A 21538-nucleotide genomic window follows, 5' to 3' on the forward strand; every position below is an offset into this window, starting at 1 on the left:
AGGAGTGCCGATGAAGCGAACAAAAATTGTCTGTACCATAGGCCCCGCTTCGGAAGAGGCGAACTGCTTAAAAGCGTTAGTCAAAGAAGGAATGAATGTTGCGCGCCTGAATTTCTCACATGGCACGCATGAGGAACAGAAGCGAAAACTGGAAACGCTGCATCAAGTGCGAGAGGAATTGCACGTGCCGCTTGCCATTGCCTTGGACACCAAGGGGCCGGAAATTCGCATTGGGACGTTTGAGAATGACGAAGCGGTCGAACTGTCGACCGGCGATGTGTTTACGCTCACTACGCGGGACGTCGTGGGAACCAAGGACATCGTACATATCTCTTATGCCGGTCTTCCGGAGGACGTCGCGGCGGGAACGCGCATTCTCATTGATGACGGTCTTGTTGAATTGGAAGTGCTTTCGGTTGAAAATGGCACGGAAATTCATTGCAAAGCCAACAATAACGGCGTGATTTCTAACCGCAAGGGCGTGAATGTGCCGGCGACGGACATTCAGCTTCCGGCATTGACGGATACGGATCGTGACGATATTCTGTTCGGCTTGCAGGAAGGCATCGAAATTATTTTTGCTTCCTTTATTCGCTCCGCGAAAGATATTTTGGCCATTCGGGCGCTTTGTGAAGAGCATGGCGGTGAGAAGGTGCTCATTTTTGCCAAAATTGAGTCCCAGCAGGGCGTGAATAATCTGGACGATATTTTGAATGTTGCCGACGGCATTATGGTTGCGCGCGGCGATCTGGGCGTGGAAATTCCCACGGAACGCGTTCCGCTGGTGCAAAAACAGATCATCCGTAAAGCCAATTTAGCCGGCAAGCCGGTCATCACCGCTACACAAATGCTGGATTCCATGCAGAGAAATCCTCGTCCGACGCGTGCGGAAGTCAACGATGTTGCCAATGCGATTTTAGATGGTTCGGATGCGGTCATGCTTTCCGGAGAAACGGCTGCGGGAAAATATCCGGTGGAAGCGGTACGTCAGATGCGTGTCATTGCCGAAACGACGGAGAAATCGCCGGATTTTCTGCGTACTATTGAAGATAGGGATATGTGGGTGAGTATTGATGTCTCGAGCGCCATTTCCCGTTCCACCTGCATTATTGCCCAACAGATACAGCTTGCCGCGATTGTGGCATCGACCGCCAGCGGATTTACCGCTCGCCAGATCTCCCGCTACCGTCCTGTGACACCCATTATTGCGGTAACCCCCCAGGAGGCGGTCTACCATCAGCTGTCGCTTGTCTGGGGCGTCTCACCGGTGCTTTCCACCGTATCCAAAGAAACCGACGAACTCATTGAGCGTTCTATCTTGGCGGCGCTTTCCACGGGTATATGTCATCAGGGAGATCAAATCGTGCTCACTGCGGGCATTCCCGTCGGCCGAGGCGCATCGACCAACTTCATCAAAGTGCACACGATTGGCGATATTGTTGTTTCCGGCACCGGTATCGGTACGGGTATTGTTTCCGGCAACGTCGTTCACGGCTCCACGGTGGACGAAATCAAGAATTCTTTTGTTCCCGGAAGTGTCCTTGTTTGCCGAACGACCGGAACGGATATGATTGCATACATTGAAAAAGCGGGCGCCGTCGTTGTGGAAGAAGGCGGATTGACGTCCAATGCGGCCATTCTCGGCAGGCATTACAACATTCCGACCATTGTGGGCGCGACGGACGCTTATGCACTGTTGGAAGAAGGCGAAGAAGTTACGGTCGATGCTTCGACCGGAGTGGTATATAAGGGGATTCAGGCGTTCGCTTAGGAAAAAGAAAACGAGGGAGAAAGAATGACGAAGTTTATTACGGAAGAATCGTTTTGGACGCTTTTCCCGGAAGCGGAAATCGGTGTTGTGGTCTTGAAAAACGTGAACAATACGGATGCCGTTTATACCGAACATCCGGAATTAAAAGAAGAACTGCAGCAAGCCAACAAAAAAGCTTTACAGTGGTTGGACACTACGCCTATTAGTCAAAGTAAGGTGATTGCGGTCTGGCGAGAGGCTTTTCAAAAATTCAAAAAGAAAAAAGGCAATCGCTCTTCCATCGAAGCGCTGCTTACCCGTGTTTACAAAGGAAATGAGATATCCTGCATCAATCCACTTGTGGACATTTATAATACGGCTTCCCTTACCTATGCACTTCCGGTCGGCGGTGAAGATATCGACTGCTTTGTTGGTGATTTGCGTTTGACGGTCTCTGAAAACGGTGGCGATGCTTTTCTCGCGCTGGGGGATGCAGAGAACAATCCCACGTTGCCCGGCGAACTGTGCTACCTGGATGATGCCGGAGCGGTCTGCCGTTGCTGGAATTGGCGTGATGGTCAGCGCACCATGCTTACGGAAAACACGAAGAAGGCATTTTTGATCGTAGAAAGCGTTGATCCGACACGCCATGCCGATTTACTTGCCATTCTTGATCGACTGGCCGAAGACGGGAAGCGTTATTTGGGCGCGGAAGTAGCGGTAAAGAAGGTTCTTACGGCGGAGAACAGAGAAGTAGAAATTTAGCGAAGATCCGCCTTCAGGCTTGCTAAAGGCACTTCGCCCAGTTTTCTTCGCTCCGCCAGAAAGCATTGTCCACAGACGGCCTCGTACTCGATGGTGGCGCTGTTGTCGATGCACACCTGGTCGCCTTCAAAAACGGTTTGACCGTTTACCCGGCGGATGTTCATGATGGCTTTACGCCCGCAATGACAGATGGTTTTGAGCTCTTCCAGCGAATGAGCAGGCTCTAACTGAGTGCACATAATTCTTCCAATACAAATAGCAATAAGTTTACACGAATTAAAAAAATATTTATAATTAAGTTGGAAATGAAAAGTGGGGTCATGAAGAAGGTCGACTGTGATTGCTTAAAAACGATAAGGAGTTTAATAACTGGTCATCGGTAGTAGGAGACAGTGATGCAACCTCGGATCGTGGCACAGCATCCGCCGGGGGCACTTCTAAAGCTTTTATTAATTTTAACTTTGGGGAGCACATTGAATTCGACTATGGATTCTAAAGAAAATACTGCTTTGTCGCGTTCAAGAATATCATATTTTGTGATGGATGTTTGCAGGTAATACGCAATTTATATTGCAAAGGAACAAGGCATCGCAATAGAACGATGCCTTGTTTCGTCCATCAATAAAAAATCTGGTCAGTAATCGCCTCTAATACATGGCTTTCCAGAGGAGGATACGATGAAAAATAAAAGATTGTTTTTCTCTTTGCTGTTCAGTACACTTGCGATCTCCTTATTAGCAATAACGATGATTTATTTTAATCAGCGCAGTTATCTGTATTCCTCTTTTCCATCGGTTAGACTTCAATCGGTGAAGAAAAATGTAACGTGGGATGATGTCAGTGAAAAATTAGAGCAAGTCGCCCAAGAGAATCATAGTGTTCTGGCGCGCCGTATTTCTGTAGCCTCTTTATCAGAAACGGCCTTTAAGTATGTCTTCTTCGGTACGAAAACAACACCAGCCGGTTTTTACTCCGCGACAATAAAGGAAATTGAGGATGCGGATCGTGCCGGATCGGTGATTATTTATGAAGGCGCTTTGAGCCAGAGGAAGTTGGCGCAAGAACTTGCATCTCTGTCCGATGATCCTGTCAAATTTTTTCCTCATCGTTCCGTTTTTGCCCGTGTCGCAGCCAATCTTGTCAGTGCTTCCGCGCTTCTGTTCTTCGGACTTCTTCTTTTGCTCTTTATTGCCGTAGAAATTCTGGATCATTTACATGATCTTCCGGCGGCAGGCATTCGTCTGTTGTCCGGGATACGAAAGGGAGATCTTTTCCGGAAAAGTATCAGAGAAGATCTTCTTGCGATGGTGTTTTCCGGTGGCATCGCCTTCCTGACTGCGAATATGATCATGGTTGCCTTCCAATTCTGGCACACAGCATTTATGAAGTATGTGGGGGCTGCTCTTCTCTTGTATCTGGGTGTGTTATTTGCTGTCGGTTTTTTGCTTCATTTGCTCTTTCTTTGCATTTTACAATCCTCTCGCCTGGTGGAACTCGTAAAGGGAAAGGTTCCGGCAAAATCAATTTTGGTGATTCTCCTGCTCGGGCAAGCCGCAGCAATGCTTAACGTTGGTTTTGGCGTCAATCAAAGCCAAAAGCTATTGCCTGCGACGATTCGACTCTTGGAAGCGAAAGCGGAATGGGCGAAGAGAAAGCAATATGTGAATCTTTCTTTCAGCGAGACTGCATTCTCTAAAGATGCAAACGAGCAGAAGCGGAGAGATGAAGCATGGTTTTCGTTCATCGAGAAAGCGTTGCAACAGAAGGAAACGGTTTTTGTGAAAAATGAGATGGGTGAATTTGTAGACATCAATCCATCTGGGAATAGCGAACAAGAACGCAAAATAAGAGACCTGCAGAAGCGTTTGCTTTATGTCAGTCCATCCTATTTTGAAGCGGAGTCCATTTCTCTGGATGAAAAAGTACGATCAACCATTAATAATCTTGAGCAAGGGGAATTCGCCCTTTTGGTGCCCAAATCTTTAGCAGAATCTACGGAGGATATAGAGAAGAGTGCGGTTCAACTCATGAATGGGCCTTATGCCGCTAATCAAGACGAAACGGCAAGTCGGACAATGCATGCTAAAACGGTGCAGATTCCCGACTTGCAGAGGGTGTTCCTGTTTAATCAAATTGGTTTCCCGACGGAGCAGTTTGTGAATGCACCGGTTTTTATTGTCCTCACACCAAAGTCTACCGGAGATTCTTTTGCATTGAAAATAATGTGGGCACGGGATCTCGACTATTATCTGTTTTTGCATAAAGAAGGTCCCTATAAATCGATGTTGCGCGAAGAGGGCGTTTTGCAATGGATCTCTCATGTTAAGGAGAGCGCAAGTGTATATGAGCAATCAACGCGACGTTATACCATTGAGCTGTTGACGATGATAATTTCCACAATGATGGGCTTCTTTACTGCCATCGTGATTTTTATATCGATGAATCGAATGTATTTTGAAGAATTTCGTCGCAAAATATTTCTATATCGCCTATCCGGGGTTTCGTTTCTTGCGAATCATCAGCGCTACCTGGCGTTACAATTTGCTTTGTATTCTCTGGTCGGAATGGCGTTATGGCTGTTGATAAAGAGTGTTTTGGTTGTCGCGACGGTTTCTTGCACCTTTGTTGTACTGTCTATAGCTCTACTCTTTTGGCAAAGGAAACGAGAAAATCAAATGGCGGTAACCGTATTGAAAGGAGAATGAAATGCTGGAGATCAAAGAAGTAACAAAAGCATTTGGCAAGCGTGTTATTTTTTCTCGGTTCAGCCAGTGTTTTCATCCGGGGAAAATCTATGCACTCATCGGACGAAGCGGATCGGGAAAGACAACATTACTGAATATGATGGCAAAATTGGAGCCCTATGATCAGGGAGAGATACTTCTTGACGGGAAACCAATCCATACGATAAAAGATCATAGTTTTTTTGCTAATCAGTTGGGTTATTTATTCCAAAATTCCGGATTGATTCCGGAAGAATCCATTGAAGAAAACCTACGGCTGGGTCTTGTTGGAAAGAAGCTGACAAAGGCAGAGAAACAAAAACGGTTTGATGACGTGATGAAAACGGTCGGACTGGAAAAGTTGAATCCGAAAGCGAAAGTGTATACGGTATCGGGCGGGGAAGCGCAACGCATCGCCTTAGCAAAGATATTCCTTAAGGAACCTCCGCTTCTGCTTGCCGATGAACCTACCGCGTCTTTAGATCCGAAAACGGCAGAAGAAATATTAGCACTTTTATTTCGTATGCGTGATGAAAAGCGAATCATCATCATTGCAACACATAGTCCGTCGATTTGGGAGCGAGCAGACGAAGTCGTCGCTCTGTCATAAAAAGAAGAGATGGCTTTTTGAGGAGAAAACCATCCCCTATTCTTCGTTGGGGAGAGGATAATCCTCATTCAGGCTTGCCAAGGGAACTTCGCCCAGTTTTCTGCGCTCCGCAAGAAAACACTGTCCACAGACAGCTTCATATTCGACGGTGGCGTTGTTATCAATGACGACTTGATCGCCTTCAAAGACGGTTTTCCCGTTTACGCGACGGATATTCATGATGGCTTTTCGTCCGCAATGGCAGATGGTTTTGAGCTCTTCCAGCGAATGAGCGAGTTCCAGCAAACGTTGACTGCCGGGAAAGCCTTCGCCGCGAAAGTCGGTACGCAGGCCATAACAAATGCAAGGGATACGGGTGTCCATAACGGCAGCAAAAAGCTGTTCAACATGTTGCCGAGAAAGGAATTGCGCTTCATCGACAAGGATACAGTCGATAGGGCGCTTTTTGCTTTCCTCCTGCACCAGCACGCGGCAATCCGTATCTTCCGTGATGGTGCGATCAACACGCCGACGGACGCCAAGACGGCTAACAATCTCGTCTTCGCCTTTGGTATCCACGCCGGGCTTAAGAAGCAAAACGTGCATTCCTCGTTCTTCATAATTATAGGCAACCTGCAAAAGCAAGGTCGATTTACCGGAATTCATTGCGCCATAGCGAAAATAGAGTTTTGCCATATGTTTTTTCCTCCTGATACGCGTCAGTTCACTATACCACAAGAGAAGGGGAGACAACGAGGTGTGAATCCAACCGGCAGGGGAAAAGCGTTGGGGGCGTTATGAGAGCATCCTGATACAGGAAAACAAAGACGGGGAACGGAGAGAGACCTTTATCTATGTCGTTGGCGTTCCGTGCTATAATGAACGGGACAGTTTTCAGAGAAAAGGAGACGACGATGAAAAAATTTGGGAAAACCATACTGCTGTTGCTCCTCCTGGTTTCGGTTGGCAGCGGCGGATTTATTTTGGGTCACAATATGGAAGGTTATCCGGTCGGAACAGCATCGGCCGACTGGGAAACCGATCAGCGCATCATGAAAAACCTGGACATGTATCGCAAAGCCATCCAGAGTGATTATCTCTTTTCCTATAAGCCGGAAGATCTTGAAACCGGCATTTACAAGGGACTTTTCTGGGGCCTTAACGATCCCTATTCGGAGTACTATACGCCGGAAGAATATCAGCGTCTGATGGAGGACACCAGCGGAAAATTTGCCGGCGTCGGCCTGGTCATTACTGCAGGTGACGATAATCTGATCACCGTTGTTTCCCCGATAGCCAATACACCGGCTGCACGCGCGGGCGTGAAGGCAGGAGATAAGATTATTGAAGTGAACGGCGTCACCTATACGGGACAGGATCTGCAAGAAGCTACGGATCAGATGCGCGGCGAGCCGCAGACGCCGGTCGACTTGACGGTCCAACGTGTGATTCAGGGCAAAACGCAGACGTCGCATGTCCGCATCATTCGCGAAATGATCAAAGTGGATACGGTGATCAGTAAACTGCTTCCGGACAATATCGGCTATCTGCAATTAACCTCATTTGATGAAGAAACCGCTATCGATTTTGAAAAGGCGTGGAAAGATCTCGAAAAACAGGGTGCGAAGCGCTTCATTATTGATTTGCGCAACAACCCGGGCGGTCTGTTGGACACTTGTGAAGATATTGCAGATCGTCTGCTGGGCAAAGCGACCATCGTCACGACCGTAGACAATAAGGGTCACGAAGAGAAGAGTGAATCGGACGCGGAACAATTTACAGAGCCGCTTACTGTTCTGGCCAACGGCGGATCGGCTTCCGCCTCGGAAATTCTGCTTGGTGCCTTGCGCGACAATAAACGCGCCAAATCCATCGGGGAGACGACCTTTGGAAAAGGTATTGTGCAGCAAATCTATCCTCTTGGCGAAGACGGAAAAGACGGCGGATTTAAGCTGACCATGGCCGAATATCTTACGCCGAACGGAGAAAAGATTCACGGCAAAGGCATCACGCCGGATATCGTCGTAAAAGCGCCGGAAGACGAGAAAGGCATCGGTCCGGACTTTTTGGAGGAAGATCCGCAGCTTAAGCGTGCGATTGAAGAAGTGAAGGGCTTATGAGCGGTTTTCAGCTTGAATCCAAGTTTCAACCGACGGGCGCCCAACCACAGGCCATAGAGACGCTGGTAGAGGGTGTGCGCCGCGGAGACCGTTACCAAACCTTACGCGGGGTAACCGGATCGGGCAAGACGTTTACCATGGCGAATATCATTCAGGCCGTTCAACGTCCGACGCTGGTACTTGCGCATAATAAAACATTGGCTTCGCAGCTCTGTTCAGAGCTGCGGGGCTTTTTCCCACACAATGCGGTGGAGTATTTTGTCAGCTATTACGATTATTATCAGCCGGAAGCCTATGTGGCGGCGACGGACACCTACATTGCTAAAGACTCTTCGGTGAACGATGAAATTGATAAATTGCGCCATTCGGCTACGATGTCTCTCTTTGAACGACGGGATGTGATTATCGTGGCCTCGGTGTCGTGTATTTACGGCCTCGGCGATCCGGAAGACTATCTGGAACTGACCGTTTCTGTGCGTCCGGGAATGACCATGGATCGCGACGATTTTCTGCGCAAACTCGTCTCTATTCAATATGTGCGCAACGATGTGGCCTTTCAGCGCGGAACCTTTCGGGTACGTGGTGATGTCGTGGATATTTTTCCGGTATCTTCCGATGAAGAGGCTATTCGGGTCGAATTTTTCGGGGATGAGATTGACCGTATTTTGGAAATTAATTCTCTAACCGGTGAAATTCTGCGCGGTCGAAGCTATTACATGATCTATCCGGCCAGCCACTATGCAACGACGAAAGAAAAGCTCAAACGCGCGATTGTACGCATTGAAGAGGAGCTGCAACAGCGCCTGAGCGTTTTGCAAAGCGAAAACAAGCTGGTGGAAGCGCAGCGACTCGAACAGCGCACACTCTACGACTTGGAAATGTTGACGGAAGTCGGCTTCTGTTCCGGTATTGAAAACTATTCCGCGCCCATGAGCGGTCGACCGCCGGGATCTCGGCCGTATACCCTCATTGATTATTTTCCGAAGGATTTTCTTCTCATGGTGGATGAAAGTCACCAGACGATTCCGCAAGTGCGCGGGATGTACAACGGCGACCGTGCGCGCAAGCAAAACTTAGTGGATTACGGCTTCCGCTTGCCTTCGGCGCTGGACAACCGTCCTCTTAAATTTGATGAGTTTGAAGCGTTGGTTCCGCAGGCGATTTTTATGTCCGCCACGCCGGGGCCGTATGAAAATGAACATGCGACACAGACCGTCGACCAAATTATCCGCCCGACGGGACTGCTGGATCCGCTCGTAGAAGTGCGGCCAACGAAGCACCAAATTGATGATTTGATGGCGGAGATTCAAAAAACCACCGAACGCGGTGAGCGTACCCTGATCACCACGCTGACGAAGAAGATGGCGGAAGATTTGACCAAGTACCTCGAAGAAGCGAAAGTGAAGGCGATTTATCTACATTCCGATGTCGAGACGCTCAAGCGTATGGAAATTTTGCGTGAATTGCGCCTGGGAACTTATGACGTACTCATTGGCATCAACCTCCTTCGTGAGGGGCTGGATTTGCCGGAAGTATCCCTGATTGCCATTTTAGACGCGGATAAAGAGGGGTTCTTGCGTTCCGAGACGTCGCTCATTCAGACCATTGGCCGTGCAGCCCGAAATGTCAACGGCCACGTCATCCTTTACGGTGACCAAATCACGGATTCGATGGCGGCCGCGATGGAAGAAACCAAGCGTCGACGTGCCTTACAACAGGCCTACAATGAGGAACACGGCATTATTCCTACGACCATCCAAAAAGAAATTCATGCTCGCATCTCGACGGAAATTGCTGCGGAAGAGCTAAAAGAGTATCAGGGCGAGTTGCTGACCGAAGAAAAAGAAAGCTATTCGCGTGAAGATCTGATGCAGATGATCACCACGATGGATGTGGAGATGCGTCGTGCCGCGGAAGAGCTGGACTTTGAACGTGCAGCACGCCTGCGCGATGCGATTCGTGCAATGAAGCGCGAATATGGCCTTTCCTAAGCAAATGCCATAGAAAGGACAACCATGACTCTCGAGAATATCGTCATACGCGGTGCGCGCGTCAACAATTTGAAAAACCTGGACTTGACGCTGCCGCGAAATAAACTGATTGTAATGACCGGGCTTTCCGGTTCCGGAAAGAGCTCGTTAGCCTTTGACACGATTTACGCCGAGGGACAACGCCGCTATGTGGAAAGTCTTTCCAGTTATGCGCGCATGTTTCTTGGACAGATGGATAAACCGGATGTGGATCTCGTGGAAGGGCTGTCGCCGGCCATCTCCATCGACCAAAAAACGACCAACCGCAACCCGCGTTCCACCGTGGGGACGGTGACGGAAATTCATGACTATTTGCGCTTACTTTATGCCAAAGTGGGCAAGGCAATCTGCCCGGTATGCGGCGAGCCCATTCGCGCCATGGCGGTAGATCAGATCGTCGAAGAGGTGATGGCATTTCCGGAAAAAACGCGCTTTCTCGTGTTGTCGCCCGTGGTACGCGATAAAAAAGGTCGGCACGATAAGATCTTCACCAACTTGGAACGTCAGGGCTTTACCCGTGTGTTAGTGGATGGAGAGATGTATGATCTCGGCACACAGCCGGAATTGGACAAAAATACGAAGCATTCCATTGCGATTGTCGTGGACCGTCTGGTGCGTCGCGACGGGATGCGCTCGCGGCTGGCAATGTCCATTGAAACAGCGCTGAAACAGGCAAATGGAAGCTGCTCTATTCAGGTCGTGGACGGAGAACTGCACCGTTATTCGTCGAAACTCGCCTGTCCCAACGGACACATGATCATCGAAGAAATTGAGCCGCGTCTGCTTTCCTTTAACAGTCCCCAGGGAGCCTGTCCCGATTGCAATGGTATCGGCTTTCATATTGCCGTGGATGCCAAACTCTGCATTCCCAATCCCGATCTTTCCATCGACGAGGGGGCGATCGCGCCGTTTGCGACTTCCGCAAAGGGCACGTACTATTATGAGATGATTCATGCGCTCTGTGCACTGTATGATTGGCCTACGGATCAACCAATAGGCGAGGCACCAAAAGATGTTACCGATGCCATCCTCTACGGCACAAAGGGGAAAAAGCTGCGTTTCCGTTTTGATTCGCATTTTTCCGGTCAAAAAACCTATTATGATGCCTGGGAAGGCGTCATTCCGAATTTGACGCGCCGCTATCACCAGACCAATTCCGATTTTATGCAGCAGCGTATTCGCGAATATATGGCGGAAAACACTTGTGAAACCTGTCACGGTGACCGCCTTCGTCCGGAAGCGCTGGCCATCCACATCGGCGGAAAGAACATTGCCGAATTTAACCGGATGTCCATTCATGAGGCACTGACTTGGGTCGACACGCTCACCTTTTCGGAAGCGGAATCCATTATTGCGCGTCCGATTCTTAAGGAAGTGAAGGCGCGTCTCCAATTTCTGGTGGATGTCGGTCTCGACTATTTAACACTGGATCGCTATGCGGCGACGCTTTCCGGCGGAGAGAGTCAGCGCATTCGTCTGGCTACACAAATCGGTGCCGGACTGGTAGGTGTCGTCTATGTGTTGGATGAACCGTCCATCGGCCTGCATCAGCGCGATAACGACCGCCTACTCGGTGCCTTAAAAAATCTGCGCGATCTGGGCAATACCTTAATTGTGGTCGAACACGATGAAGACACCATGCGCGCGGCCGACTGGATTGTGGATATCGGCCCCGGAGCCGGAATTCAGGGAGGTACTCTGGTCGCGGAAGGCACCTTTGATGACATCTGTGCAAATCCGAACTCCATCACGGGCGATTATCTTGCCCACCGCAAATTTATTCCCGTGCCGGCAGAACGCCGTCAACCAACGGGATGGATGGAGGTGTTGGGTTGTCAGGAAAACAACCTGAAAAACATCGATATCCGTTTGCCTCTGGGCGTCTTGACGTGCATTACCGGGGTGTCGGGCTCCGGCAAGAGTTCTTTTGTGGAAGGCATATTATATAAGGTGCTGGCCAATCGGCTGAATCAGGCGCATCTGCGTCCGGGTGCCTATCGCAGCATTCGCGGTGAAAAAGCGCTGGATAAAGTCATTGAAATTGACCAGTCACCCATCGGGCGCACGCCACGCTCCAATCCGGCAACGTATACGAAGGTTTTTGATCTCATTCGGGACGTTTTTGCTCAGACAAACGAAGCGAAAATTCGCGGCTTTGACAAGGGACGCTTTTCCTTTAACGTGAAGGGCGGGCGCTGCGAGGCCTGCCGCGGGGACGGCACCATCAAGGTGGAGATGCATTTTCTTCCGGATGTTTATGTTCCCTGTGAAGTCTGTCATGGACATCGGTATAACCATGAAACCTTGCAGGTCCATTACAAGGGAAAAACCATCTCCGACGTGCTGGAGATGACCATTGAAGAGGGACTGGATTTTTTCCGTAATCATAAGGGAATTGCCCGTAAGCTGCAAACGCTGGTAGATGTTGGCTTGGGGTATCTCAAGATCGGTCAGCCGTCGACGGAGCTTTCGGGCGGTGAAGCCCAGCGCGTCAAATTGGCGGCGGAGTTGGGCAAAGTCTCTACGGGAAACACCATTTATATTTTGGATGAGCCTACGACAGGACTGCATGTGGCGGATATTGACAAGCTCATCAAGGTCTTTACGCGCCTGATCGAGCAGGGGAACACCATCGTCGTCATTGAACACAATCTGGACGTCATCAAGGTTGCGGATTATCTGGTTGACCTGGGGCCGGAGGGCGGAGACGGCGGTGGCCAAATTGTGGCGGAAGGTACGCCGGAAGAAGTCTGCCGTGTGAAAGCATCATATACCGGAAAATATTTGGCTCCGCTACTGGAACGGGATCGGCCGAAGAAATAGGGAAGGAACAAGAATGCGGTTTTTGCGCCGTGCACAATTAAAAAAAGTGATGCGCGGTCCGAAGGGAAAAAAGCGTCCGATGGCGGTCGCCTGTTTTCCGCGTCGGGTGGTTGATCGGCATTATATGCGTCGCGCTTTGCGCTTGGCGTACCGGGCGGCAGAAATCGGCGAGGTGCCGATCGGAGCTGTTTTAGTTCGTCGCGGCGTCGTCGTGGCGGAAGGCATCAACCACGTTGAACGGGATCACAACGGTCTTGCCCATGCGGAACTGCTCCTTTTGGAGGAAGCAGGGCGTCAGTATGGAAGACGATTGACCGATATGACCCTGTACGTCACGCTGGAGCCGTGCGTCATGTGTGCCGGCGCCATCCTTCATGCACGACTCGGTCGTCTCGTTTACGGCGCGGATGATCCGGAACGTGGCGGTTGCGGATCCCAGTTTGCCATCCCGCAACATACAAAAAATTTACATCACGTCATCCTTCGAAAAGGTATCCTAGAAGAGGAAGCGAAACAATTGCTGCAGGATTTTTTTCAGGCGCGACGCGCTCAAGCGAAAGAGAGGAACGTCGATGGAGGGCAAAAAGAACACGGTATCGATGATGGAAAATAACGTCGAAGACGATATCGTTTAGACTGACGCAGACATTTTTTACAGAAGCTTGTTCTTGGAGAATGAAATAAGGCGGCCTCTGAGGCCGCCTTATTTCTTGCAGAATCGTTATATTATTTACCGGAAAAAAGATCCTTTAGCCATTGCCCAAAGCTTCGACGTTTCTTTCTGTTGACGTGAGGGGAGGAATCTGTAACATCCTTCGGATTCGACCGGGTCTCTTCCGTGTTTTGTGTCTCCGGTGCAGAATTGGCGTCGGTGCGGTGCACAACCTCTTCCGACATAGAAGCGTTGTCCGTTTTCAACACTTCCGGGTGGTGAATAAGGTAATCCATCTTCTTCGCATCGACGGCCTCGCGTTCTCGTAGAAGTGCCAACCTTGCTTCATCCGCATCCTTATGGCCTGCATATCCTTGCCGTTCCTGCCTGTCGCGCAATCGCTCACGCTGACGACCGGCGTTATCCTCCGCTTCTTCCATGAAACGGGATTGAGCGGAAAGGCCATGATCTCCCGTCACCCGACGATAGGAGCCATCCGGCAATAGCTCCCGTGCTTTTTGATCATCCATAAGAAATACATCCAGAATATGGCTGATCCGCGAACGAATGGCTTCTTGCTGAATAGGTACCGCAATTTCTACGCGGTTGACAAGATTGCGTGTCATGAGATCGGCGGAAGAGATATACATATCCTCGCGGTTTGCACCGAAGCAATAAATGCGATGATGCTCCAGAAAGCGACCGACGACGGAAAGAACCCGAATGTTCTCGGTTTTCCCGGGAATGCCGGGAAGGAGACAGCAGATACCGCGCACTATCATCACAATATGCACACCGGCGTTAGAGGCTTCGGAAAGTTTATCCATCAGATCGCGCTCGGTAATGGAATTGCACTTGAGCAGAATGCTTGCTTCTTCGCCATTTTTCGCCCGTAGAATTTCACGGTCAATAAGGGTTAACAACATCGGCTTAATGCCGGTCGGCGCGACACATAGTTTATTGTAGCGGCCGTCCAGTTTACTGATGAGCATATTTTTGAAAAAGGTACCGGCGTCCGCGCCGATGCGCTCATCCGCAGTGAAATAGCTCAAATCGGTGTACTGCTTGGCCGTTTTTTCATTGTAGTTACCGGTGCCGATTTGGGTGATCGTGCGCACTTTTCCTTCCCGGTAGAGGGTGATATGGCAGATTTTCGAATGTACTTTGTAATCTTCGATGCCGTAAATGACTGTACAGCCGGCCTGCTCTAGGCGCTCGGAGTAGTCAATATTGTTTTCCTCGTCAAAACGGGCACGCAGTTCCATCAGTGCCAGCACATCTTTGCCGTTTTCGGCTGCCATAGATAAATATTCCGCCACTTTTGAGATGGACGCCATTCGATAAATGGTAATCGAAATGGAAATCACCGAAGGATCATGAGCGGCTTCTTTTAACATGCGCAGGAAGGGCTCCATGGACTCGTATGGGTAGTGCAACAATTTGTCTTCTTGGAAGACCTGGTCAATAATGGGCACGTCGGGCAAGAACATGGGGGACGGCTGTGGAGAAAACGGCCGATAGCAAAGCTGATCCTTTTGCTTGGGCGTCAGCACCTCTTCAATCGAAAAAACATATTTCATGCGCAACGGTGCCTTGCTGAAATAGACCTGCGTATTGTCAAGATGATGATATTTCAACAGAAATTTTATCGACGACTTGGGCAGCGTACCTTGAACTTCCAGACGAACCGGTGCGAGACGATTGCGCTTCTTGATCGCCTTTTTCATTGCCTGCAAGAGGTTGCCTTCCATCTCGTCAATGCCGTCATCCAGGTCAATGTCCGCATTGCGCGTAAGCGATATAACGGCAGCGTCCATAATTTTAAAGCCGCTAAGAAGCGCGGCCGCCTGATCCATGATGACTTCTTCCAACAAGACAAACGAACAGCTGTTCGGAAGAAAGATGATGGAAGGAATCCAGGTCGGTACGCCGATCAACGAATAATACGCGGCTCCCTTGGCATCCACCACGTCGCAGAAGATGTAGAGCATTTGGTTAAGCATATGGGGGAAGGGATGGCGCGCATCAATAATCAACGGCGAGAGAAGAGGCAACACGTTTGCTTCATAGTACTCTTGAATGAATTTCGCTTCGCTCTTCGTGAGATTTTCCATCTTTTTATGATGGACGCCGGCAAGCTCCAATGCATCACTTAATTTGGCGAAGGCGGCATCGCGTTCGGCATAGAGTTTCGGTATTTCGGCAAAGACATGCGCAAGCTGTTCATCGACTGTCCAGCCCGTTTTGTTGTCTATAGCGTCGCCTTTCCATTCTTTTAGATTCATCAGCGATCCCACGCGCACGCGGAAAAATTCACTGAGGTTGCTCGTGAAAATCGCGATAAATTTATAGCGCTCGTAGAGCGGCACGCGCGGATCCGTACTCTCCTGTAAAACATGGCGATTAAATTCCAGCCAGGACAGCTCACGGTTTTGGGTAAAGCCGGTATCCGTGGCTTGGTTTTTGTTGGATTTTGCGCTTTTAGTGGTGTCTTTCGACTTTTCGGTATTTACTTCACGCATTTTGCCCTCCCGGGTAGTCTATTATTCAGGCCTCTATCGGTATTATATCCTTAGTCCACCGGTAACCCACGTGTTTAGGTAAGAACCAGGTAAAATTGATTGTATTTCCGTCTTTATTCGGACGCTTGAGTAGGAGGGCGGAAGAAAAGTCTGGTATACTGACGAAGGAACATAGAGAAAAAAAGGAATGCACGCCGTTGCCGCAGGGGCGGCGACAGGGAGGCGCGTGTAAGGAAAAGAAAAGAGGACCAATGAAAAAAACGATACTTCTACCGAATGGACATCCGTTGCGCCTGATCGCTTCCGATATGGACGGCACGATTCTCCGTTCGGACTTAACAATTGAACCGCGTACAAAAGAATTGCTCATCGCCTGGCAGAAGGAAGGCATCCGGTTGACGCTCATTTCCGGACGACCCATTCAGAGCATGATGCGTTATGCCCGCGAGTTGGAAATGGATCACCACGAGGGCGTCATCATCGGCGCAAACGGTGGACATGCCTATCAGCTGGGCGTGGAGAAGGAACTTTGGCGTCATACGTTGACGATTGCCTCGGCACAGCATTACTTTCAGCTGTGGAAGCCGTTTCTGTTGACGTTGATCGCCTATGGACGCGAGAAAATTTATGTGGACGTGCCGAAACGGGAAGGCCTTACCTACTTCGGAATGTCCATGGAAAAGGGACTGGAACGCATTGAAAAAGTGACGACAATGAAAGTCGAACACTATGACCTGAGTACGCCGCTTCCGGAGGAACCGGTAAAAGCCTGTGTTTTAGGTGACCGTTCGCTGATTCTGAAGGCGCAGGCCATGGTGAAAGATGATTATGAAGCCGATATTTACGGTGCTTTTTCTGCGGAAACGTATTTTGAGGCCATGATGCGCGGCATCAACAAGGGTACGGGATTGCAGGAATACGCGGATCGCTATGACATCTTGCCGGATGAGATGGTGGCCTTTGGGGATGAGGATAATGACATTCCGATGTTGGCCTACGCCGGGGTGAGTGTGGCGATGGAGAAAGCCTCCGATCGTGCGGCATCCACGGCGAAGTACCGCACGGGATCGAATAATGCCGGCGGAATTTACCAGTTTTTGTCGCGTCTTACGCAGGAAAAGTAGTTAACCATCTCAGGTTGCAGACAAGGAGCGCATTGCCCTTGGCATCACAAAGTTTCGCGGTATAGTAAAGAACCGTGCGTCCATCCGTCGCGGGTTCTTTTTTATGCGCGCAATGGATGGAACGATGGTACGCTTCGCTCGTACCGGCAAAAGCCAGCGCGCACTGAGAATTTCGAACGTGCCGTCATCGGCTGATGCACCTTCTTTTTCGTGGACGATCCTACGGCATAGACCGAGAAGACGCGCCATGGAATGCAATCCCGAGGCGATCAGCTCCACGAAGGGGCCTTCCGCGGATGCCTTACGATCTACATGAATCGGGCGATCATCAAAGGCCAAACCGAAGGCAATGATTTCTTTCTCCGTAAGTGTAAACGGTGCGGGATACCACGTTTGTTCGGCTTTCCGTTCCGTTTTGTTTGCCTTAGGAACAGATGTCGATTGGGAATCGGGCACTATCGGTGTGCGGAGCAGCATCTTTCCGGTTATTTCCATCTGTAGGAGGGGAAGGTGATCTTTGTCCACGACGTCAAGCAAAAAGGATACGCTTCCGGCATCGCCGCCGGAGAAGACGCGCTTACGGGAAATGGTGATGGTGCCGATCAGCGTTTCGCCGACGGAAACCTTTCGATACCAGCGGGCAAAATCGATGCTCATACCGGCCACCATTCCGCCGGCGTCTGTTTTCGTATCCACCCATTTTCCCCAGACGGCGGTTGCCACGTGCCAGGGAGAAAGGCCGGGAAACAGTGTGCCGCCTTCAAACTGTGTGGAAAACGCCTGACGATCTTGTTCGTCAAGGCGTATCGGTGCGATCGGAAATGTCTCGCCGACGGCAAAGTCGTCAAAATAGCGCATTCGCTTTATCGTAGACATAGGGGATCCTTTCTTTAGCAGAGATACCGTTTTGCTTCCGCTTATCGAACATAACATCAGCACATCCGTTTCAAAGCGGCGGTAAAATTCGATATAATGAATTTATCAAGCCGCCCTTTCACGTCGAAAACCTTCGTTTTCGGCATGCTAAGGCCTTGCGACTGCTTACTTATCTACCCGCGCGGGTGTAGTGCAAACAGGAGGAATTATGCTTCAAACAGAAACGCTTCGTCAGGAAAAGATCCTGATTTTGGATTTCGGCGGACAATATAAACAGCTCATCGGTCGTCGGGTGCGGGAAGAACACGTCTATTGTGAGATCAAGCCCTGTACGACACCGCTTTCCGTTATTCAGGAAGGGCACTATTCCGGCCTGATTCTTACCGGTGGCCCGGACTCGGTCTATGATCCGAACTCTTTGCAGGCGGATGAGGGCATCCTGTCGCTGGGCATTCCTGTTCTCGGCATCTGCTACGGTGCGCAGTGGATTGCCTATCATACAGAGGGTAAGGTGGAGAAGGCCGGTGTTCCGGAATACGGCAAAACAGAGACGACGTTTGATCTCTCCTCGCCTCTTTTTCTGGAAATGCCGGAAACTTCCGTTGTCTGGATGAGCCATGGTGATCAGATTCATGCTTTGGGCGAAGGCTTTTCCGCCATCGCACATTCCGCGAATTGTCCGGTGGCGGCCTTTGGCGATGACCATCGCCGTCTTTACGGCATGCAATTTCATCCCGAAGTGGAGCATACGGTCTTCGGAAAGCAATTGCTTCACAATTTTCTCTATGGCATCTGCGGTGTGACGGGACAGTGGAAAATGTCGACATTCGCTTCGCAGACCATTTCACATTTGCAAGAAACGTTGGCAGGAAAAAAAGCGCTTTGCGCCTTTTCCGGCGGCGTGGACTCGTCGGTGGCGGCGCTTCTCGTTCATAAAGCGATCGGCAAGAATCTGACCTGTGTTTTCGTGGATCACGGCCTTTTGCGCAAGGATGAGGCGGATACGGTTGAGCGCGTATTTAAGGAAGAATTCGGACTCAATCTGATTCGCGTAGACGCTTCAGAACGCTTTTTGCACTTGCTGGACGGGGTCACCGATCCGGAAAAGAAGCGCAAAATTATCGGCGAGCAGTTTATTCGCGTATTTGAAGAAGAGGCGGCCAAGATCGGCGAGGTGGATGTCCTTGTTCAGGGCACGATTTACCCGGACGTCATCGAATCCGGCGTAGGCGGCGCGGTGATTAAGTCACACCATAATGTTGGCGGCCTGCCGAAAAATGTCCGTTTTCAGGAGCTTGTAGAACCCTTGCGTGATCTCTTCAAGGATGAAGTGCGCGCTGTCGGCACCGAGCTTGGCATTGCTGAGGATCTCGTCTGGCGTCAGCCGTTCCCGGGCCCCGGTCTTGCCGTGCGCATTCTGGGCAACATCACCCGCGAACGCATTCGCATCGTCCAGGATGCCGATGCCATCTGGCGCGAAGAAATCAAGAACGCCGGTCTCCATCGCACCATCGGCCAATACTTTGCCGTTCTCACCGACATTGCCACCGTCGGCGTCATGGGCGATCATCGCACCTATGACTGCGTCCTCGGTCTACGCGCCGTCACTACCAACGACTTCATGACCGCTGAGTGGGCGCGCATCCCTTATGACGTCCTTGACCGCGCATCCAACCGCATCGTGAACGAAGTCGACGGCGTCAGCCGTGTCGTCTATGACATCACCGGCAAGCCCCCGGCGACGATTGAGTGGGAATAATAATCCTTTCGATTACAGCCTCTTTGTCAGCACATACCTAGATAAAAATGTGATTTCAGATTTTAGGTATAGAAAGATAATCCCATATACCAGAGATAAAGAAACTATTACAGGTATGAAGATTATTTCAATGGATACAGATTCTCTCAAGAAGATAATTGAAAATAAGGTCAAGTATAAGTATCTGTATGAAGTATTTGATAAATATCATGAAATACCATTAGAAACGGTAGATTGGCATGATGGAATGATAAGAGAGGCTACTGGGGAGTATAAGGCATAGTGATTATAAGATAGTGATAAAGAATACTTATTTTGAAAGGAATACATGGGAATTGATACAGATGAAGAATAGAATTGAACATCCTAAGATTTTTATTTCATATGCTTGGGGGTCACAAGAACATGATGAGAAGGTTATTGCTTTAGCTGCAAATCTTAAAGGAGATGGTGTAGATGTCATTTTTGATAAATGGCAGCTAAAAGAAGGCAATGATACCTTTAAATTCATGGAAAAAAGTGTTTTAGATGAGAGTGTTACCAATGTACTGATTCTTATAGACCCTATTTATGCAAAAAAAGCAAATGAAAGAGCCGGTGGCGTAGGTACAGAAACACAGATTATATCATCGGAAGTATACAACAAGGTAGAACAGAGAAAATTTATACCGATTGTATTCGAGAGAGATGATGAAGGCAACGTGTGTAAGCCACAGTACTTAAAGGGGCTTTTGCACTTCGATTTATCGTTGCCAGATACTTATGATACTGAGTATCAGAGAATGGTGCGTACATTATATGGGATAGACACATATAATGAGCCAGAATTAGGAAAACCGCCAGTTTGGTTAGAGGAGATACCTAAAGTGTCACATAAGTCCAGAGTGACAAGCGATTTTTTTCGAGGATCGGCAAGTGAAACATTAAAGAAAAATAAGTTTGCTGAGAATCTGGAAGAACTTAAAAAACAGATTTTGGAATATGATTATACTAAAAAAGATGTTATTACATGCTATCTTGAGCTAATGCCCTTCAGAGACGAATTTCTTATTCTCGTTAAAAGTTCTGAATATGTTCAAGAGGGGTTTAAACATATAGCGAAATTCCTAGAAGAATTAATGTATGAAATACGAAGACAGCAAATAAATTATGCCAACTTGAAAGTGACGTTTGTGCATGAGTGTTTCATATATTCGGTAGCGTATTATCTTAAAAAGAATGCAAATGAAGCTTTGAGATATCTTCTGAATAAAACATATTTTGCAGGCACCTCACATTTTAATCAGGAAGCTGATAGTTATAATTGCTTTTATTGCTATAACGATGTTTTGGATAACGCAGTATGTAAAAGAGATGATAAGAATTATTATTGTGGAACTGCAGCACTATGGATTGAAAATATTAATGTAGAAATATGCAATAAAGATGAGTTTGTTTCGGGAGATTTGCTTTGTCACAGTGCGTCACTTTTGATTTCAAATTATGATAAAGACTGGGCATGGTTTCCCTTAACATATGTTTATAATACCGATGAGTATAGGGGACTATTTGCAACTTATTCAAAAAGGTTGGTGTCAAAGGAATATTTGGGAAACATGTTGTTCATTCTTGATTTTGAATCAATTGATGCGTTTAAGAAACAATATATGAGCGTGGAGGAAAAGTTCCATAATGGAGACTTGAAGGAGTATCGTTATAATAGTTGTTTTGAAACGGCAAAAAATTTCTGGAATTATATGAAGACCGAAGAGTTGGGAACAAGAAATTAGCCTTACTGTGTATAGTATATAGATAATACTAAACAA

At 48.8% G+C, this 21538-nt stretch carries 16 protein-coding genes; 12 read left to right on the forward strand and 4 right to left on the reverse strand.

Annotated features, from left to right (window positions below; all coding sequences use genetic code 11):
• Positions 1-10 precede the first annotated feature (10 nt).
• Positions 11-1771 carry a pyruvate kinase gene (gene pyk / locus BN3910_RS00320; RefSeq protein WP_066923055.1) on the forward strand — a complete coding sequence of 587 codons (1761 nt, stop codon included), beginning with the start codon at positions 11-13 and terminating at the stop codon, positions 1769-1771.
• 24 nt (positions 1772-1795) lie between these two features.
• The gene (locus tag BN3910_RS00325; protein WP_066923058.1) at positions 1796-2515 is read left to right on the forward strand and encodes a B3/B4 domain-containing protein; all 720 of its coding nucleotides are present in this window, start codon (positions 1796-1798) and stop codon (positions 2513-2515) included.
• Here BN3910_RS00325 and BN3910_RS00330 read toward each other — a convergent pair.
• Positions 2512-2754, reverse strand: a complete 243-nt coding sequence (locus BN3910_RS00330; RefSeq protein ID WP_066923061.1) for a thymidine kinase — start codon at positions 2752-2754, stop codon at positions 2512-2514. The two genes, BN3910_RS00325 and BN3910_RS00330, sit on opposite strands and share 4 nt — an antisense overlap.
• A 438-nt stretch (positions 2755-3192) precedes the next feature.
• On the opposite strand from BN3910_RS00330, the gene BN3910_RS00335 reads away from it, so the two are divergent.
• Positions 3193-5220, forward strand: coding sequence for a DUF1430 domain-containing protein (locus BN3910_RS00335; protein WP_066923065.1), 2028 nt, complete (start codon positions 3193-3195; stop codon positions 5218-5220).
• A 1-nt stretch (position 5221) separates the two neighbouring features.
• Positions 5222-5848 (forward strand): ABC transporter ATP-binding protein, encoded by a 627-nt coding sequence (locus tag BN3910_RS00340; protein WP_066923068.1) that lies wholly within the window; start codon positions 5222-5224, stop codon positions 5846-5848.
• Between the two features lie 36 nt (positions 5849-5884).
• Here the strand turns inward: BN3910_RS00340 and BN3910_RS00345 are convergent, their stop codons facing one another.
• Positions 5885-6523: a thymidine kinase gene (locus tag BN3910_RS00345; RefSeq protein ID WP_066923070.1), complete on the reverse strand. Its 639-nt coding sequence runs from the start codon at positions 6521-6523 to the stop codon at positions 5885-5887.
• Between the two features lie 218 nt (positions 6524-6741).
• Here BN3910_RS00345 and BN3910_RS00355 point away from each other — a divergent pair, with 218 nt between their 5' ends.
• The 4 genes from BN3910_RS00355 to tadA are packed head-to-tail and all read left to right on the forward strand — an operon-like array spanning position 6742 to position 13413.
• Positions 6742-7947, forward strand: a complete 1206-nt coding sequence (locus BN3910_RS00355; RefSeq protein WP_066923076.1) for a S41 family peptidase — start codon at positions 6742-6744, stop codon at positions 7945-7947.
• The gene (gene uvrB / locus BN3910_RS00360; RefSeq protein ID WP_066923080.1) at positions 7944-9938 is read left to right on the forward strand and encodes an excinuclease ABC subunit UvrB; all 1995 of its coding nucleotides are present in this window, start codon (positions 7944-7946) and stop codon (positions 9936-9938) included. Before BN3910_RS00355 ends, uvrB begins: the two co-directional genes overlap by 4 nt.
• A gap of 24 nt (positions 9939-9962) precedes the next feature.
• Positions 9963-12800, forward strand: coding sequence for an excinuclease ABC subunit UvrA (uvrA, locus tag BN3910_RS00365; RefSeq protein ID WP_066923083.1), 2838 nt, complete (start codon positions 9963-9965; stop codon positions 12798-12800).
• 13 nt (positions 12801-12813) lie between these two features.
• Entirely contained in the window at positions 12814-13413 is a 600-nt protein-coding gene (tadA, locus tag BN3910_RS00370; protein ID WP_197457208.1) for a tRNA adenosine(34) deaminase TadA, read from the forward strand.
• Positions 13414-13526: 113 nt separating this feature from the next.
• On the opposite strand, the gene ppk1 is transcribed toward tadA, so the two are convergent.
• The gene (gene ppk1 / locus BN3910_RS00375) at positions 13527-15974 is read right to left on the reverse strand and encodes a polyphosphate kinase 1 (protein WP_066923086.1); all 2448 of its coding nucleotides are present in this window, start codon (positions 15972-15974) and stop codon (positions 13527-13529) included.
• A 251-nt stretch (positions 15975-16225) separates the two neighbouring features.
• On the opposite strand from ppk1, the gene BN3910_RS00380 reads away from it, so the two are divergent.
• A complete protein-coding gene (locus BN3910_RS00380) occupies positions 16226-17098 on the forward strand; it encodes a Cof-type HAD-IIB family hydrolase (RefSeq protein ID WP_066923089.1) in 873 nt (290 codons plus the stop codon).
• A gap of 9 nt (positions 17099-17107) precedes the next feature.
• Here BN3910_RS00380 and BN3910_RS00385 read toward each other — a convergent pair whose 3' ends face one another.
• Positions 17108-17974: a MaoC/PaaZ C-terminal domain-containing protein gene (locus BN3910_RS00385; RefSeq protein ID WP_066923092.1), complete on the reverse strand. Its 867-nt coding sequence runs from the start codon at positions 17972-17974 to the stop codon at positions 17108-17110.
• Positions 17975-18182: 208 nt separating this feature from the next.
• Here BN3910_RS00385 and guaA point away from each other — a divergent pair, with 208 nt between their 5' ends.
• From guaA to BN3910_RS00395, 3 genes are all read left to right on the forward strand, one after another.
• Positions 18183-19733 (forward strand): glutamine-hydrolyzing GMP synthase, encoded by a 1551-nt coding sequence (guaA, locus tag BN3910_RS00390; RefSeq protein WP_066923095.1) that lies wholly within the window; start codon positions 18183-18185, stop codon positions 19731-19733.
• The gene (locus BN3910_RS07710; RefSeq protein ID WP_231862173.1) at positions 19720-20016 is read left to right on the forward strand and encodes an AlwI family type II restriction endonuclease; all 297 of its coding nucleotides are present in this window, start codon (positions 19720-19722) and stop codon (positions 20014-20016) included. Before guaA ends, BN3910_RS07710 begins: the two co-directional genes overlap by 14 nt.
• A gap of 61 nt (positions 20017-20077) precedes the next feature.
• Positions 20078-21502 carry an SEFIR domain-containing protein gene (locus BN3910_RS00395; protein WP_066923098.1) on the forward strand — a complete coding sequence of 475 codons (1425 nt, stop codon included), beginning with the start codon at positions 20078-20080 and terminating at the stop codon, positions 21500-21502.
• Positions 21503-21538 lie beyond the last annotated feature (36 nt).

The organism is Murdochiella massiliensis, assembly GCF_900059565.1.
Classification (GTDB): Bacteria; Bacillota; Clostridia; order Tissierellales; family Peptoniphilaceae; genus Murdochiella; species Murdochiella massiliensis.

Coding starts and splice junctions, on each gene's coding strand:
- tadA (WP_197457208.1), top strand. CDS start 12,814: ATGCGGTTTTTGCGCCGTGCACAATTAAAAAAAGTGATGCGCGGTCCG.
- BN3910_RS00380 (WP_066923089.1), top strand. CDS start 16,226: ATGAAAAAAACGATACTTCTACCGAATGGACATCCGTTGCGCCTGATC.
- BN3910_RS00345 (WP_066923070.1), bottom strand. CDS start 6,523: ATGGCAAAACTCTATTTTCGCTATGGCGCAATGAATTCCGGTAAATCG.
- BN3910_RS00330 (WP_066923061.1), bottom strand. CDS start 2,754: ATGTGCACTCAGTTAGAGCCTGCTCATTCGCTGGAAGAGCTCAAAACC.
- BN3910_RS00395 (WP_066923098.1), top strand. CDS start 20,078: ATGAAGAATAGAATTGAACATCCTAAGATTTTTATTTCATATGCTTGG.
- BN3910_RS00355 (WP_066923076.1), top strand. CDS start 6,742: ATGAAAAAATTTGGGAAAACCATACTGCTGTTGCTCCTCCTGGTTTCG.
- guaA (WP_066923095.1), top strand. CDS start 18,183: ATGCTTCAAACAGAAACGCTTCGTCAGGAAAAGATCCTGATTTTGGAT.
- BN3910_RS00340 (WP_066923068.1), top strand. CDS start 5,222: ATGCTGGAGATCAAAGAAGTAACAAAAGCATTTGGCAAGCGTGTTATT.
- uvrB (WP_066923080.1), top strand. CDS start 7,944: ATGAGCGGTTTTCAGCTTGAATCCAAGTTTCAACCGACGGGCGCCCAA.
- ppk1 (WP_066923086.1), bottom strand. CDS start 15,974: ATGCGTGAAGTAAATACCGAAAAGTCGAAAGACACCACTAAAAGCGCA.
- BN3910_RS00385 (WP_066923092.1), bottom strand. CDS start 17,974: ATGTCTACGATAAAGCGAATGCGCTATTTTGACGACTTTGCCGTCGGC.
- BN3910_RS00335 (WP_066923065.1), top strand. CDS start 3,193: ATGAAAAATAAAAGATTGTTTTTCTCTTTGCTGTTCAGTACACTTGCG.
- pyk (WP_066923055.1), top strand. CDS start 11: ATGAAGCGAACAAAAATTGTCTGTACCATAGGCCCCGCTTCGGAAGAG.
- BN3910_RS00325 (WP_066923058.1), top strand. CDS start 1,796: ATGACGAAGTTTATTACGGAAGAATCGTTTTGGACGCTTTTCCCGGAA.
- uvrA (WP_066923083.1), top strand. CDS start 9,963: ATGACTCTCGAGAATATCGTCATACGCGGTGCGCGCGTCAACAATTTG.